This is a genomic window from Achromobacter dolens, assembly GCF_902859745.1.
Taxonomy (GTDB): Bacteria; Pseudomonadota; Gammaproteobacteria; order Burkholderiales; family Burkholderiaceae_B; genus Achromobacter; species Achromobacter dolens.
This window is the reverse complement of the sequence record NZ_CADIJW010000039.1, coordinates 1-15286: the sequence shown is the minus strand read 5'-3', so window position 1 is coordinate 15286 and position 15286 is coordinate 1. Positions and strand designations below refer to the sequence as shown.

Sequence of the window (15286 nt, the reverse complement as noted above, 5' to 3'; positions counted from 1 at the left end):
CCGCAACGGTATCAGTCGGCCTGATACACGTACGGCTTTTGCGGCACGCGGGCGGCGCGGAAGCCTTCCAGCAGCTCCGCGTCCTGCGGCTTGTCCCACAGACGCGCACGGCCTTCGCGCTGGCGTTCTTCGGTGCCAGGGTGCGACTGCTTGTAGTCTTTGAGGAACTTGGTGATCTCGGATTCGTAGTTGGTTGCCATGGCACCAATTTCAGTGGGTTTCGGATACCCGGAGTTTACTGCACGCGGGGCCGGGAGCCGGCGTTACAATCTTCCGGGTCCCACCGCCCCCCTCCGCCATGTCAGCCGAATCCGCAGCCGCAGCCAATCCCGCTCCTCCCTCGACCCCGGACGCGGTGCGCGCGGCGCGCATGATTCCCTTCATCGTCGGCTGTGCGCTGTTCATGCAGATGCTGGACGCCACGGTGGTCGCCACCGCCCTGCCGGCCATGGCGCGGGCCCTGGGATCGACCCCGGTGCGGTTGAACGTGGCCATCACCTCCTACCTGCTGTCGGTGGCCGTGTTCGTGCCAGTCAGCGGCTGGGCCGCCGACCGCTACGGCGCGCGCCGCGTGTTCATCGCCGCCATCGGCCTGTTCACCCTCAGCTCCGTGGCCTGCGCCCTGTCGCAGGACCTGCCGCAACTGGTCATCGCCCGGGTGGTGCAGGGCATGGCCGGGGCCATGATGGTGCCGGTGGGCCGCATCATCCTGCTGCGCACGGTGCCCAAGCAGGACCTGCTGAAAGCCATGTCGTTCCTGTCGATCCCGGCACTGCTGGGGCCGGTGATCGGGCCGCCGCTGGGCGGTTTCATGGTCACGTACATGTCGTGGCACTGGATCTTCCTGATCAACATCCCCATCGGCGTGCTCGGCATCGCGCTGGTGCTGCGCTACGTGGCCGAGATCAAGGAAGAATCGGCGCCGCGCCTGGACTGGCTCGGCTTCCTGCTCAGCGCCGTGTGCCTGGCCACGCTGGTCAGCGGCTTCGAGGCCATCGGCCGCGACGTCATGCCGCTGCCGATGCTGCTGGGCCTGATCGCGGTCGGCATCGTCTGCGGCCTGCTCTACGGCTGGCATGCGCGCCGCACCGAACACCCGATCATCGATCTGGCGCTGATGCGCATCCCGACCTTCGCCATCTCGACGCTGGGCGGCAACCTGTGCCGCTTCGCGGTCGGCGCCACGCCCTTCCTGCTGGCCATGCTGCTGCAGGTGGGCTTCGGCCTGTCGCCGTTCTCGGCCGGCCTGATCACCTTCGCCAGCGCCGCCGGCGCGCTGCTGATGAAATTCGTCGCCACGCCCATCGTCAGGCATTTCGGCTTTCGCCGCGTGCTGACCGTGAACGCGGTGCTGACCGGCGCCTTCATCGTGGTCTGCGCCACGTTCACCCCCACCACCCCGGTCTGGCTGATGATCGCCATCCTGCTGGTCGGCGGCTTCTTCCGCTCGCTGCAGTTCACCGGCGTAAATACGCTAACCTATGCCGACATTCCCCCGGCCAAGATGAGCCGCGCCAGCAGTTTCGCCGCCATGGCGCAGCAGCTCGGCATCAGCCTGGGCGTGGGCGTGGCCGCGGTGACCCTGAACATCAGCATGACCCTGCGCGGGGCGGAAAGCCTGGTGGTGGGCGACGTGATCGTCGGCTTCATCGTCATCGGCCTGCTGTGCGCGGCTTCGGTCTTTTCCTTTAGACGCCTCGACCCGCTGGCCGGGGCACACCTGAACGGCGCCAAGAACAGTGACGACGAATGAATTTGTCCTAGCCCTGGACCAGGGCACCACCAGCTCCCGCGCCATCGTGTTCGATCGCGATGGCGTGGTGCGCGGCATCGGCCAACGTGAATTCCGCCAGCACTATCCGCGGCCGGGCTGGGTCGAACATGACCCCGGCGAGATCTGGCACAGCCAGTTGGACGTGGCGCGCGAGGCCCTGCGCAACGCCGCCGCCAGCGCCGCCGACGTGGCCGCCATCGGCATCACCAACCAGCGCGAAACCACCCTGATCTGGGACCGCGCCAGCGGCCGCCCGCTGGCCCGCGCCATCGTCTGGCAGGACCGCCGCACCGCGCCCATGTGCGACCAGTTGCGCCAGGACGGCCACGCCGACTTCCTGCAATCGCGCACCGGGCTGGTGCTGGACGCCTATTTCTCGGGCACCAAGCTGGCCTGGCTGCTGGATCACGTGCCCGGCGCGCGCCAGAAGGCCGAGCGCGGAGAACTGGCCTTCGGCACCGTCGACACCTGGCTGATCTGGCAGTTGACCGGCGGCGCGGTGCACAGCACCGACCCCAGCAACGCCTCGCGCACCATGCTGTTCGACCTGCACACGCAGGACTGGAACGACGAGATCCTGGCGCTGCTCAATATTCCGCGCAGCGTGCTGCCGTCGATCGCGCCCAGCAGCGCGGTGGTGGGCGAAGCCCTGCCCGAATGGCTGGGCGGCTCGATTCCCATCGCCGGCGTGGCCGGCGACCAGCAGGCCGCCACCTTCGGCCAGGCCTGCTTCAAGCCGGGCATGGCCAAGAACACCTACGGCACCGGCTGCTTCATGCTGATGAACGTGGGCGACAAGCCGGTGCAGTCGCACAACCACCTGCTGTCGACCGTCGGCTGGGGCCTGCCGGCGCAAAGCCAGCCAGGCTGGCGTCCGGCCTACATGCTGGAAGGCGGCGTGTTCGTCGCCGGCGCCGCGGTGCAATGGCTGCGCGACGGCCTGGGCATCATCCAGCGTTCCGAGGAAATCGAATCGCTGGCCGCCAGCGTGGCCGACACCGATGACGTCTTCATGGTGCCGGCCTTCGCCGGCCTGGGCGCGCCGCACTGGGACCCCTACGCCCGCGGCACCCTGGTGGGCCTGACGCGCGGCACCACCCGCGCCCACATCGCCCGCGCCACGCTCGAATCCATCGCGCTGCAGAGCGCCGAACTGCTGACCTGCATGAACGGCGACAGCGGTATCGCGCTGACCGAGCTGCGGGTGGACGGCGGCGCCGCCCGCAACGACCTGCTGATGCAGATGCAGGCCGACCTGCTGGGCGTGCCGGTGGTGCGCCCGCGGGTGCCCGAATCGACCGCGCTGGGCGCGGCCGGCCTTGCCGGCCTGGCGGTCGGCTTCTGGTCGGATCAGGACGAATTCGCCTCCAAGTGGCAGGCCGAGCGCACCTTCGAACCGGCCTGGCCGGACTCGGTGCGCGAGGCCCGCATGCGGCGCTGGCGCCAGGCGGTGGAGCTGTCCAAGGGCTGGTCCAACACCGCGAAGTGAACGGATGCCGCCCGGCGCGCCGCTGACACGCGCCGGCTGCCTGCGCGCGGATCGCCGCGAGGCATCGGCGGCCTCGGCCCCTCCCCCCCACCCATCACGCGCACGCAGCCGGCCGCTTACGGCCGCCGCGCCTGCGCCTGCATCACCCGCAGCGCCACGCGATAGCCGGCGAACACATAGAACGCATTGCTGTTCATCAGCAGCCACGCGCCCGCGCCGCCCAGCAGCGCGACCACCGGGCCGACCGCGCGCATGTCGCCCTGCGACCAGGCGATCAGGCCCAGCACGCCGGCAGAGGCCAACGCCAGCGCGGTGCGCTTGAGCAGCACCAGCCCCAGGCTGTAGCCGCCCATGAAGGCCACCACGCCGATCGCCAGCGCCAGGGCCGTGACGGCGCAGGCCAGCACCAGCGCGAAGGCCGCCAGCGCCGGCCCGGCCGGCCGCAGCAGCAGGCTCAGCAGGCCGATGCCGACGCCGATGCCGCCAACCATGGTCAGCACCGCCAGCGCCAGCGGCGACCACAGCCCCGGCGGCGCGGCGCGCGCATCCATCTCGGCAACGAAACGGTGCATGGCCGCGGATGCGTCCGGCGCGCCCGCCTCGTCGCGCAGCGCCGCCTCCAGGCGGCGGCATTGCGCGATCAGCGCATTCAGCCCGGGGCCGGACGGCGCCATCACAGCCTCGTCACGCCCGGCGCGTGTTCGGCCACCGTGTTGCGCAGCGCGGCCATCGCCTCCTGCACGGCGGTCGGCCGGAACGCATCCTCGCGCCAGTACATGGCCACCGAGCCGAAGCCCGACAGGCGCATCGGAATGATGCGCATCGCCTTCATCTGCGTGAAGCGCAGCGCGGCGCGATGCGAAGCGACGCCGATCATGTCGCTGTTGTTGATCAGCGTGAGGTTGATGGTGACCGAATTGGATTCGATGTGATCGGCCGGCGGCGCCTGGCCGGCCGCGGCCAGCGCGGCGTCGACCGCGTTGCGGATCGGCGTGCCCTTGGGCCACAGGATCCAGCGGTATGACAGCAGCTCCGGCCAGCCCGGCTGCTCCCGCGCGAACAGCGGATGGCGCGGCCGCGCCACCAGGTGGATCGGCTCCAGGTAGAGGGCCTCGAAGCGGATGGCCGGATCGTGATGCTCGGGCGCCGAGCGGCCCACCACGATGTCCAGGTCGCCCTGCGCCAGTTGCGCCAGCAGGCGGTCGGTGGTGCCTTCCACCAGTTTCACGCGGGCCTGCGGCATGCGTTCGAGCAGCTTCATCACCGCCAGCGGCACGGTATCCGACGCCGAGGCGCCGGACGCGCCGATCACCACCCGCCCGCCGCCCCCTTCGCGCAAGGCGGCCATGTCGGCGCTGGCGCGGTCCAGTTGCGCCTCGACCCGCTGCGCGTGCGCGATCAGCACGTCGCCGTGCGGCGTCGGCCGCAGGCCGCGCGCATGGCGCTCGAACAGCGGCAGGCCGATGTCGTCCTCCAGATCCTTCAACCACTTCGACAACCCCGGCTGGGTCGTGTTGAGCATCGCGGCCGAGTGGCTGATGTTGCGGGTCTGGGCCAGGCTGAGCAGCATTTTCAGATTGCGCAGGCGCAATCGGTGAGTCCAGTCCATGGAGTCCCCTTTGGTCTCTTATCCATATAGTTATTGATATGGATAATAAGATAATTTCATTTCAAAACACATAGCTCGTTACGCATAATCGTCTCCATATCAGGCCCCGCCGCGCCCGCCGCGACGGGCCCACAGAAGCCGGCCCCGACGCCGGCCCCAGGAGACAGACATGCCCGACGGTCACCCCCCCGGCGCGGATCGCGCCGCCTATTACGCCCGCATCGCCCAGAAGCACATGGCCCCCCTGTGGGAGTCGCTGCACAACCTGGTGCCGCGCCAGCCCGCGCCGCGCTGCGTGCCCGCCATCTGGAAATACGACGAGGTGCGCGACGACGTGCTGGCCTCCGGCTCGCTCATCAGCGCCGAGGAAGCCGTGCGGCGCGTGCTGATCCTGGAGAACCCGGGCCTGCCCGGCCAGGCCAGCATCACGCAGAGCCTGTACGCCGGCCTGCAACTGATCCTGCCCGGCGAGATCGCGCCCAGCCACCGCCACACCCAGTCCGCCCTGCGCTTCATCGTCGAGGGCCGCGGCGCCTACACCGCCGTCAACGGCGAGCGCACCACCATGCATCCGGGCGACTTCATCATCACGCCGTCCTGGACCTGGCACGACCACGGCAACGCCGAGACCGTCGACGGCGGCGAACCGGTGGTCTGGCTGGACGGCCTGGACATCCCGCTGCTGCGCTTCCTGGATGCCGGCTTCGCCGAGAACTATCCGTCCGCCACCCAGCCGGTCACGCGTCCCGAAGGCGACAGCATGGCGCGCTACGGCCACAACATGGCGCCGGTGCGGCATCGCGCCACCGGCGGCACCTCGCCGATCTTCAACTATCCCTACGAGCGCAGCCGCGAGGCGCTGGACGCGCTCTACCGCCACGGCGAGCTCGACCCCTGGGACGGCGTCAAGCTGCGCTACCTGAACCCGGCCACGGGCGGCTACCCCATGCCCACCATGGCCACCTTCATGCAGCTTCTGCCGGCCGGCTTCCAGGGCAAGCCCTATCGCAGCACCGACTCCACCGTCTACAGCGTGGTGGAAGGCCGCGGCATCGCCCGCATCGGCGACGCCGAATTCCATTTCGGCCCGCGCGACGTGTTCGTGGCGCCGTCGTGGCAGCCGGTGCAGTTGGCGGCGCTGGAAGACGCCACCCTGTTCAGCTATTCCGACCGCCCGGTGCAGGACGCGCTGGGCCTGTGGCGCGAAGAACGCACCGCCTGAAGGCGGCTCCCTCCCTTCATTTCAATTCCGGCCGGGGCCCGCGCGGGCCCCGGCGCCGCATTCCAGAAAGGTGACCCATGTCTTTTGTGTTTGATCCCGCCGCCCCCGTTGCCGTGCCCGTCGCCGGCAGCCAGGACAGCTTCCCGGTGCGCCGCGTCTATTGCGTCGGCCGCAACTACGCCGCCCACGCCCGCGAAATGGGCTTCGATCCCGACCGCGAACCGCCCTTCTTCTTCTGCAAGCCGGCCGACGCCGTGGTGCCGGTGGCCGAGGGCAGCACGCTGTCGCTGCCCTACCCGCCCGAGACCGCCAACCTGCATTACGAGATCGAGCTGGTCGCGGCCATCGGCAAAGGCGGCGCCAACATAGCCGTCGACCAGGCGCTGCAACACGTCTGGGGCTACGCCGTCGGCCTGGACATGACGCGCCGCGACCTGCAGATGAAAATGCGCGAGGCCGGCCGCCCGTGGGAACTGGGCAAGGCCTTCGATCAGAGCGCGCCGATCGGTCCACTGGTGCCCGCCGCACAGGCCCGCGACATCCACCGCGCCGGCATCTGGCTGCAGGTCAACGGCGCCGACAAGCAGCGCAGCGACATCGGCAAGCTGATCTGGTCGGTGGCCGAGACCATCGCCTACCTGTCCCGGTACTTTCGCCTGGAAGCCGGCGATCTGATCTATACCGGCACGCCCGAAGGCGTGGGCCCGGTGGTGCGCGGCGACACGATGGTCGGCGGCGTCGACGGCCTGGGCACGCTGAGCGTGCGGATCGCCTGAGGAAGCCCGCCCATGCAACTGCACAGCTTCTTCAACAGCTCCACCTCGTATCGCGTGCGCATCGCGCTGGCGCTCAAGGGCCTGCCGGTCGACATCACCCCGGTGAACCTGCGCAAGCAGGAACAGCGCGCCGCGGACTATGTGGCGCGGAATCCGTCGGCCGGCGTGCCGCTGCTGACCGACGGCGATTTCCAACTGTCGCAATCGCTCGCCATCATCGACTATCTGGACGCCACCCACCCCGAGCCGCGCCTGATCCCGGCCGCGCCGCGCGAACGCGCCCGCGTGCTGGAGCTTTCCAACGCCATCGCCTGCGACATCCACCCGGTCAACAACATGCGCATCCTGCGCTACCTGCAGGAAGAGCTGGGCGCCACCGACGCGCAGAAGAATGCCTGGTATCACCACTGGATCCGCGAAGGCCTGACCGCGGTCGAGGCGCTGCTGGCGCGCCATGGCGGCGGCGCCTATTGCTTCGGCGACGCGCCGACGCTGGCGGACTGCTGCGTCGTGCCGCAGGTCGCCAACGCCCAGCGCATGGGCTGCGACCTGTCGGCCTACCCGCGCCTTGTAGGCGTCTACGAACATTGCCTCGCGCAACCCGCCTTCCAGCAGGCCGCGCCCGCCAACCAACCGGACTACATCAAGTGACCTCGCAAGTTTCCCCGGGCCAGGAGCCCGACACCCAGGGCGCGCCGCTGCGCGAATACACCGACCCGGACTACCGCCCGCTGTGCGCCAACCTGGCCGAAGTGCGCGCCAACATCGACCGCCTGGACGACGAGATCGTGCGCCTGATCGCCGAACGCGCCATGTACGTCAAGGACGCCGCGCGCTTCAAGCGCGACGCCTTCCAGGTCAGCGCGCCGGCGCGCCAGGCCGAGGTGTTCGAAAAAGCGCGGCGCCTGGCCGAGCGCCACAACCAGGGCTTCGAAAACCTGGACCAGGTGGTGGACGCCGCCTACCGCGCCATGGTGGCGGCCTTCATCGCCAATGAGCAGACCTATTTCAACAATATGAAGATCGCGGGAGACAAGCATGCATAAGCCCTCAACCCTGGCGCGGGCGCGCGCTTTGACGGCGCGCGCGCTGGCGCTGGGACTGGTGGCCCTGGCGCCGCTGGGCGCGGCGCAGGCCGCCGACGCCTGGCCGTCGCAGCCGCTCAAGGCGCTGGTGCCGTTCGGTCCGGGCTCCAGCCCCGACCAGGTGGCGCGCATCGTCGGCGAGAAGGCCGGCGCCATCCTCGGCCAGACCGTGGTGGTGGAGAACAAACCGGGCGCCAGCGGCAACATCGGCACCTTCGCCATCGCCAACGCCAAGCCCGACGGCTACACCTTCGGCGTCTCGATCACCGGCCCGCTGGTGAACAACACGCTGCTGTTCGACAAGCTGCCCTACGCGCCGGCCACCGACCTGGCGCCGCTGACGCTGGCGGTGCACCAGCCCAACGTGCTGGTGGTGCCGGCCAACTCCGGCATCGACAACGTCGGCCAGTTGCTGGAGGCGCTCAAGAAGAACCCGGACAAGTACAACTTCCCCTCGCCCGGCGCCGGCACCGTTTCGCACCTGGCGGTGGAACTGCTGCTGCAGCGGATCGGCGCGCGCGCCACGCACGTGCCGTATCCGTCGTCGCCGGCCGCGCTGACTTCGCTGCTGTCGGGCGACACGCAGTTCGCCGCGCTGCCGCCGATCGCGGTCATGAGCATGGTCAAGGACGGCCGCCTGAAGGCGCTGGCCGTGACCTCGTCCAGGCGTTCCACCCTGCTGCCCGAGATCCCCACGCTGGCCGAAGTCGGCGTGCCCGGCATCGAGGGCTCGGCCTGGATCGGTTTCGTGATTTCGTCCAAGGTGCCCGCCGACATCCAGAAGAAGCTGTCGGACGCGCTGACCCAGGCGATCCGCGACCCCGAGGTGGTCAAGCGCCTGCAGGCGCAGTTCATGGATCCGGTGGGCAGCACCCAGGCCGAGTTCCGCGCCTACATGGACGATGAGCTCAAGCGCTGGGAACCGCTCATCACCAAGCTCGGCATCAAGGGCCAATAAGAAGGCCTGTGAACGGGCGGCCTCGCCGTCCAGCATTTCGCATTTCGCACCACCAGACAGTCAAGCAGGACAGCAAGGAGACAAGCATGACCCTCACCGAACCCGCCCGCCAGGTGCCGCTCTATGGCGAATACGACGTTGTCGTGCTGGGCGGCGGCCCCGCCGGCATCCTGGCGGCTGCCAGCGCCGCCCGCAACGGCGCCAGCGTCCTGCTGGTGGAACGCTATGGCTTTCTCGGCGGCATGGGCACGGCGGCGGGCGTCTCCAACTTCTGCGGCCTGCACGCCAACGTGCGCGGCGCCATCCGCCAGGTGGTGCACGGCATGACGGACGAGCTGCTGGACCGCATGCGCGCGCTGGACGGCCTGAACGACCCGCACCTGATCCTGGGCAAGATCCACGCCCAGGCCTACGACGTCTCGGCCTTCAAGTGCGCCGCCGACGGCATGGTGCAGGACAGCGGCGCAAAAATCCTGTTCCACGCATTGGCCACCGGCCTGGCGCGCGACGCCGCCGGCAATGTCGACGCGCTGTTCCTGGAGACCAAGTCCGGCCGCTGCGCGGTGCGCGGCAAGGTCTTCATCGACTGCTCGGGCGACGCCGACATCGCGCAATGGGGCGGCCTGCCGTTCGAAAAGGGCGACGCGCACGGCCACATGCTCTACCCCACGCTGATGTTCAAGGTCGGCAACGTCGACGGCGCCCGCGCCCAGGAGGCGTGGAAGACCATTCCCCAACTGATGGACCAGGCCGCCGCCAGCGGCGAATTCACTTTCCCGCGGCGCGGCGCCATCGTGCGGCCGCAAAAGCATGACTACGAGTGGCGCGTCAACGTCACGCAACTGGCCAACGCCGACGGCAGCGCGGCCGACGGCACCGACGCCGCCTCGCTCTCGGCCGGCGAGCTGGAAGGCCGCCGCCAGATCACCGAATACCTGAAGTTCCTGCGCGCCAAGGTGCCGGGCTTTGAGAACGCCTATGTGCTCGACATCGCGCCGCAGCTCGGCATCCGCGAGACCCGCCGCATCGTTGGCGAGGCCATGCTGACCAAGGAAGACGTGCTGGGCTGCGCCGACTTCGAGGACAGCATCGGCGTGAACGGCTGGCCGCTGGAAATGCACACCGCCGGCGACGTGCAATGGCTGTGGCCGCCGATTCCGGAATCGCGCGGCTACAACCAGCTCCCTTTCCGCATGATGGTGCCGCGCCGCGGTCCCGGCGTCGCCGCCAACGTGCTGGTGGCCGGACGCTGCGCCTCGATGACGCACGAAGGCCAGTCGGCCGCCCGCGTCAGCGGCAGTTGCTTCGTCATGGGCGAGGCCGCCGGCACCGCAGCCGCCATGGCGCTGCGCGACGGCCATGCGCCCGCCGAGGTGCCGGTGGCGGCGCTGCAGGCGCAACTGCAACGGCAAGGCGCCTTCCTCGGCCGTCAAGAATGAATACGCAAGGAACCTGGCAATGAATGCAACTCCCGCAAAGAACCCGCCCCAATCCGTCATCGTCGTGGGCGGCGGCATCGGCGGCCTGGCCGCGGCGCTGGCGCTGACGCGCCAGGGCATCGCGGTGCAACTGCTGGAACAGGCCGCGCACATCGGCGAGATCGGCGCCGGCATCCAGCTCGGCCCCAACGCCTTCGCCGCGCTCGACGCGCTGGGCGTGGGCGCCACGGCGCGCCAGCGCTCCGTCTTCACCGACCACATCATCATGATGGACGCGGTCGACGCGCGCGAAGTGGTGCGCATCGACACCGGCGAGGCCTTCCGCGAGCGCTTCGGCGGCCCCTACGCCGTGATCCATCGCGCCGATATCCATCTGTCGATCCTGGAAGCGGTGCAGCAGAATCCGTTGATCCGCTTTCGCACCTCGACGCAGATCGCCGGCGTGGCGCAGGACGGCAAGCGCGTGGAGGTCACCGACACCGAAGGCAACCGCTACCAGGCCGACGCCGTGGTGGGCGCCGACGGCGTCAAGTCCGTGATCCGCGAACACCTGATCGGCGATCCGCCGCGCGTGACCGGCCACGTGGTCTACCGCGCCGTGGTCGAGCGCGACAACATGCCCGAGGAACTGCGCATCAACGCGCCGGTGCTGTGGGCCGGCCCGCACTGCCACCTGGTGCACTACCCGCTGCGCGGCGGCCAGCAATACAACCTGGTGGTGACCTTCCACAGCCGCGAGCAGGAACAATGGGGCGTACGCGAAGGCAGCAAGGAGGAAGTGCTGTCGTATTTCCAGGGCATCCACCCGCGCCCGCACCAGATGCTGGACCGCCCCACGTCGTGGAAGCGCTGGGCCACCGCCGATCGCGAGCCGGTCGAACAGTGGGGCCAGGGCCGAATGACGATCCTGGGCGACGCCGCCCACCCCATGACCCAATACATGGCCCAGGGCGCCTGCATGGCGCTGGAAGACGCGGTGACCTTGGGCGAGGCCGTCAAGCGTTGCGACCACGATCTGGAGGCCGCCTTCCGGCTGTACGAATCGGTGCGCATTCCGCGCAGCGCGCGCGTGGTCTGGTCGACCCGCGAGATGGGCAGGCTCTATCACGCGCGCGGTGTCGAACGCACCGTGCGCAACATGCTGTGGACCGGCCGCGGCCAGTCGCAGTTCTACGACGCGTTGCAGTGGCTCTACGGCTGGAAGGTGGAGAACTGTCTCGCGGGACCCATCCAGCCATAAAAAAAAGCAGGCACAGGAGGAGACAACCATGACGACACGCATCACCCGCGGCGGCGCCGCGCTGCTGCTGGCGCTGGCCGCCGGCGGCGTCCAGGCCCAGCAGAAACCCGTGGACATCGGCTTCATCGGCACGCTGTCCACGCCCGCCGGCTACATCGGCGAGGACGAGCGCGACGCCTTCATGCTGGCGGTCAAGGAAGGCGGCGGCAAGCTCGGCGGCGTGCCGGTCAACGTGCGCGTGGAGGACGACGCGCTCAAGCCGGCCAACGCCAAGCAGATCGCCGACAAGATGGTGCAGGGCGGCGTGCGCCTGTTCACCGGCGTGAACTTCTCCAACGTCATGGCGGCGGTCGGGCCGACGGTGCTCAACGCCGGCGGCTTCTACGTCAGCCTGAACGCCGGCCCCTCCAACTACGCCGGCAAGGCCTGCAATCCCAACTACTTCGCCGTCGCCTTCCAGAACGACTCGTACGCCGACACCGCCGGCATCGCCGCCAACGAGCTGGGCGCCAAGCGCGTCGTCGTCATGGCGCCGAACTACCAGGCCGGCCGCGACGCCGTCGCCGGTTTCAAGCGCACCTACAAGGGCGAGATCGCCGAGGAGATCTACACCAAGCTGGAACAGGCCGACTTCTCGGTCGAGCTGGCGCGCATCCGAGCGCTCAACCCGGACGCCATCTTCCAGTTCCACCCGGGCGGCGCCGGCATCAACCTGACCAAGCAATACGCCAACTCCGGCCTGGCCGACAAGATCAAGATGATCACGCCCATCTACTCGATGGACGAACGCATGCTGGCCGCCACCGGCACCGCCGGCAAGGGCTTCTACCTGAGTTCGCTGTGGAGCGCGGACCTGGACAACCCGCAGAACAGGCACTTCGTCGAAGCCTTCACCAAGGCCTACAACCGCGCGCCCACCGCCTATGCGGCGCAGGCCTACGACACCGCCAACCTGATCGCCTCGGGCCTGAAGGCCGTGGACGGCGACATCACCGGCAAGGCCGACGCGTTCCGCGACGCGCTGCGCCGTGCCGACTTCCCCAGCGTGCGCGGCAAGTTCAAGTTCGGCCCCAACCAGCACCCCGTGCAGGACTGGTATCTGCTGCACATCGAGGCCGGCGCGGACGGCAAGCTGGTCTACAGGAATCTCAAGGTCATCGCCCGCGACCACACCGACGTGCACGCGGCCGACTGCAAGATGTAGCCGCCGAGGACCTGGCGTCGCGGATCCGCCGGGAACGCTGGAGCGCGCGCGGCGCTACCTGGGCGTGCGCGCGCGCCCGGGTAGCGCGGCTCATGGACTCAGTCTTGCGATTCGCAGAACGTCAGGCGGTTGCCGAACGGGTCGGTCACCCGCAGCAGCCGGCCCCAGGGCGCGTCCTCGACGCCGGGCCGCGCGTAGCCGTACTGCTTGCCGATCAGTTCGGCCTGGTAATCGTCGACGCCGGTGGTGCGCACGAAGATGGCCGCGCCCGGCGTGGCATCGCCGTAGTGCTCGCTCAGGTGCAGCACCAGCTCGCCGCGATGCACCTGCGCGTACAGCGGCAGGCCCGGTTCGAAGCGATGTTCCCAGTCCCACTCGAAGCCGAGGAAATCCAGGTAGAACTCGCGCGCCTTCTCGACCGAAAAGATGCGCAGGATGGGAATGGCGGGGGACAAATGCATGATCAGGCCTTAGTATTCGAGGGATCGCGCCCGCCCACTACCGAGCGTGCGCGCATCTCGCCAGCATAAATCAAACCGGTTGCCATGCCCGACGCCCAAGCCGCATCCTGGAAACACCTGCCCGCGCCGAAGAAGCGCGCGGCGCTGCCCTTTGACGCCACCTACACGGCCGACCAGTACGCCCGCCTGCGGCAAGGCCGCATCCCGCGCGAAATGGAAGACAAGTGGTTCATCTATCTCGACGAGGGCGTGTTGCGCTTTCATCGCAGTTGGACCGGCATCTGGATCTACGCGCTGCGGCTGGAGGCCGCGGGCGACCAGTGGCGCGCGCATGAGGCGTGGGTGAACCGCGAGGCCGACCAGTACGGCTGCACCGACCTGGACACCGACCGCAGGCTGCTGACGCGGTTGGTCGACGGCCTGCTGGCCGCGCCGCGCGAATGATCGAACGGCGGGGATGACCGAAGCGTGGGGATGAAGCGCGGGCGCCGCGATCGCGGCGCCCGGCGGATACGCCGCCCCGACGGACAGGGGCGGCGTCAGGCCCGGCGCGTTCCCGACGAAACGCGCCAGGCGCGCCGGCCTCAGTTCAGGCTGGCGCCGGAAATCTTCACGATCTCCTGGTACTTGGCCTTCTCGTTCTTGACGAACTCGGCGAAGGCTTCGGGCGTCATGGGCGGCGCTTCCGAACCCATCGTCAGCAGGCGCTGCTTGACGTCGGGCTGCTGCATCGCTTCGGCGTAGGCCTTGTTCAGCTTGGCCACCACCGGCGCCGGCGTGCCGCCGGTCGTGAAGACGCCGAACCAGGTGCCCAGGTCGAAGCCCTTGATGCCCGACTCTTCCACCGTCGGCACGTCGGCCAGCAGCGACGAGCGCTTGGCCGTGGTCACGGCCAGCGCCTTGACCTTGCCGTCCTTGATCAGCGGAGCCGAAGCCGCCAGGTTGTCGAACATGAAGTCCGACTGGCCGGACAGCAGCGCCAGTTGCGCCGGGGCCGCGCCCTGGTAGGGAATGTGCTCGACGTTGATGCCGGCGCGCGCCTTGAGCAGTTCGCCCGACAGGTGGCCGGCGCTGCCGTTGCCGCCCGAACCGTAGTTCAGCTTGCCCGGGTTCTTCTTGGCGTACTCGATCAGGTCCGACAGCTTCTCGATCTTGTTCTTGGCGGCGAACTCGACGTTCATCACCAGCACGTTCGGCACCGACGCCACGATGGTGACCGGGGCGAAATCCTTCACCGGGTCATAGGGCAGGTTGGCGAACAGCCAGGGGTTGATGGCGTGGGTCGCGACGGCGCCCATCACCAGGGTGTAGCCGTCGGCCGGGGCCTTGGCCACCAGGTCGGCGCCGATGTTGCCGCCGGCGCCCGAGCGGTTTTCCACCACGACGGGTTGGCCGAGCGAGCCGCGCACCTTCTCGGCCAGCATGCGGGCCATGGTGTCGAGCGGGCCGCCGGGCGGGTAAGGCACCACGAAGCGCAGCGGCTTGGTGGGGAAATCGGTGTTCTGCGCCAGCGCGGGCGCGCCCAGGGCCAGCGTGGCGGCCAGGGCCGCGGCGCCGCCCAGCAGGACACGGCGCATGGCGCCGCGGGGGGTCTGTTTCATTTGGTTTGCTCCTCTCATTGCATCGATGGCGGTCGGTAGCATACCGCAGCGGGGTGAACGGCGTAACAAAGGGATACCGGGAGAACCGAGCGTTTTTCCCGTGAACGTCGCGCCCCGGCCGACTGGAAACAACGTACGCCGGCCACCCCGGCGTGCTCGGCGCCTTTCCTTTCGCGCCGCTTCGCCCACGGCCGGCGCCCAAAGAAAAGCCGCCTTCCAGGGAAGGCGGCTTCGGTTCGGGTCGCGGCGCCCGGCGGCGCCCGGCCTCAATGCAGGATCTGGCTCAGGAACAGCTTGGTGCGCTCGTTCTGCGGGTTGTCGAAGAACTCGTCCGGGCTGTTCTGCTCGATGATCTCGCCGCGGTCCATGAAGATGACGCGGTTGGCGACCTTGCGCGCGAAGCCCATTTCGTGGGTCACGCACAGCAT

At 69.0% G+C, this 15286-nt stretch carries 16 protein-coding genes and 1 pseudogene; 11 read left to right on the top strand and 6 right to left on the bottom strand.

Features of this window, described 5'->3' with window-relative positions; translation table 11 throughout:
* Window positions 1-11 precede the first annotated feature (11 nt).
* Entirely contained in the window at window positions 12-200 is a 189-nt protein-coding gene (locus HV783_RS21930; RefSeq protein ID WP_006386935.1) for a DUF3460 family protein, read from the bottom strand.
* Window positions 201-298: 98 nt separating this feature from the next.
* On the opposite strand from HV783_RS21930, the gene HV783_RS21925 reads away from it, so the two are divergent.
* Both HV783_RS21925 and glpK read left to right on the top strand, forming a co-directional pair.
* A complete protein-coding gene (locus tag HV783_RS21925; RefSeq protein ID WP_049071001.1) occupies window positions 299-1753 on the top strand; it encodes a DHA2 family efflux MFS transporter permease subunit in 1455 nt (484 codons plus the stop codon).
* Entirely contained in the window at window positions 1740-3263 is a 1524-nt protein-coding gene (gene glpK / locus HV783_RS21920) for a glycerol kinase GlpK (protein ID WP_175189859.1), read from the top strand. Before HV783_RS21925 ends, glpK begins: the two co-directional genes overlap by 14 nt.
* 116 nt (window positions 3264-3379) lie before the next feature.
* On the opposite strand, the gene HV783_RS21915 is transcribed toward glpK, so the two are convergent.
* Together HV783_RS21915 and HV783_RS21910 are read right to left on the bottom strand one after the other, a co-directional pair.
* Entirely contained in the window at window positions 3380-3937 is a 558-nt protein-coding gene (locus HV783_RS21915) for a hypothetical protein (protein ID WP_059269217.1), read from the bottom strand.
* A complete protein-coding gene (locus tag HV783_RS21910) occupies window positions 3937-4872 on the bottom strand; it encodes a LysR family transcriptional regulator (protein ID WP_049070997.1) in 936 nt (311 codons plus the stop codon). Before HV783_RS21910 ends, HV783_RS21915 begins: the two co-directional genes overlap by 1 nt.
* Window positions 4873-5041: 169 nt before the next feature.
* Between HV783_RS21910 and gtdA the strand changes: the two genes are divergently transcribed.
* From gtdA to HV783_RS21870, 8 genes are all read left to right on the top strand, one after another.
* Entirely contained in the window at window positions 5042-6094 is a 1053-nt protein-coding gene (gene gtdA, locus HV783_RS21905) for a gentisate 1,2-dioxygenase (protein ID WP_054503361.1), read from the top strand.
* A gap of 77 nt (window positions 6095-6171) precedes the next feature.
* On the top strand, window positions 6172-6870 hold the full coding sequence (locus HV783_RS21900) for a fumarylacetoacetate hydrolase family protein (RefSeq protein WP_064526625.1): 699 nt from the start codon (window positions 6172-6174) through the stop codon (window positions 6868-6870).
* A 12-nt stretch (window positions 6871-6882) separates the two neighbouring features.
* A complete protein-coding gene (maiA, locus tag HV783_RS21895) occupies window positions 6883-7521 on the top strand; it encodes a maleylacetoacetate isomerase (RefSeq protein ID WP_064526627.1) in 639 nt (212 codons plus the stop codon).
* Window positions 7518-7916, top strand: a complete 399-nt coding sequence (locus HV783_RS21890) for a chorismate mutase (RefSeq protein ID WP_054446332.1) — start codon at window positions 7518-7520, stop codon at window positions 7914-7916. Before maiA ends, HV783_RS21890 begins: the two co-directional genes overlap by 4 nt.
* A complete protein-coding gene (locus HV783_RS21885; RefSeq protein ID WP_175189858.1) occupies window positions 7909-8913 on the top strand; it encodes a Bug family tripartite tricarboxylate transporter substrate binding protein in 1005 nt (334 codons plus the stop codon). The genes HV783_RS21890 and HV783_RS21885 overlap by 8 nt, the downstream gene beginning before the upstream one ends.
* An 86-nt stretch (window positions 8914-8999) precedes the next feature.
* A complete protein-coding gene (locus HV783_RS21880) occupies window positions 9000-10352 on the top strand; it encodes an FAD-dependent oxidoreductase (protein WP_175189857.1) in 1353 nt (450 codons plus the stop codon).
* Window positions 10353-10371: 19 nt separating this feature from the next.
* A complete protein-coding gene (locus tag HV783_RS21875) occupies window positions 10372-11592 on the top strand; it encodes a 3-hydroxybenzoate 6-monooxygenase (protein WP_054503356.1) in 1221 nt (406 codons plus the stop codon).
* A 28-nt stretch (window positions 11593-11620) separates the two neighbouring features.
* Complete coding sequence (locus HV783_RS21870; RefSeq protein ID WP_054503355.1) at window positions 11621-12796, top strand: ABC transporter substrate-binding protein; 1176 nt, start codon at window positions 11621-11623, stop codon at window positions 12794-12796.
* 98 nt (window positions 12797-12894) lie between these two features.
* Here HV783_RS21870 and HV783_RS21865 read toward each other — a convergent pair whose 3' ends face one another.
* On the bottom strand, window positions 12895-13257 hold the full coding sequence (locus HV783_RS21865) for a glyoxalase superfamily protein (RefSeq protein WP_054503354.1): 363 nt from the start codon (window positions 13255-13257) through the stop codon (window positions 12895-12897).
* A gap of 84 nt (window positions 13258-13341) precedes the next feature.
* Here HV783_RS21865 and HV783_RS21860 point away from each other — a divergent pair, with 84 nt between their 5' ends.
* Window positions 13342-13701 (top strand): hypothetical protein, encoded by a 360-nt coding sequence (locus tag HV783_RS21860; RefSeq protein ID WP_175168381.1) that lies wholly within the window; start codon window positions 13342-13344, stop codon window positions 13699-13701.
* Between the two features lie 140 nt (window positions 13702-13841).
* Here the strand turns inward: HV783_RS21860 and HV783_RS21855 are convergent, their stop codons facing one another.
* Complete coding sequence (locus tag HV783_RS21855; protein ID WP_049070977.1) at window positions 13842-14858, bottom strand: Bug family tripartite tricarboxylate transporter substrate binding protein; 1017 nt, start codon at window positions 14856-14858, stop codon at window positions 13842-13844.
* A gap of 266 nt (window positions 14859-15124) precedes the next feature.
* A pseudogene (locus tag HV783_RS21850) lies at window positions 15125-15286 on the bottom strand (amino acid ABC transporter ATP-binding protein); the annotation flags it as partial.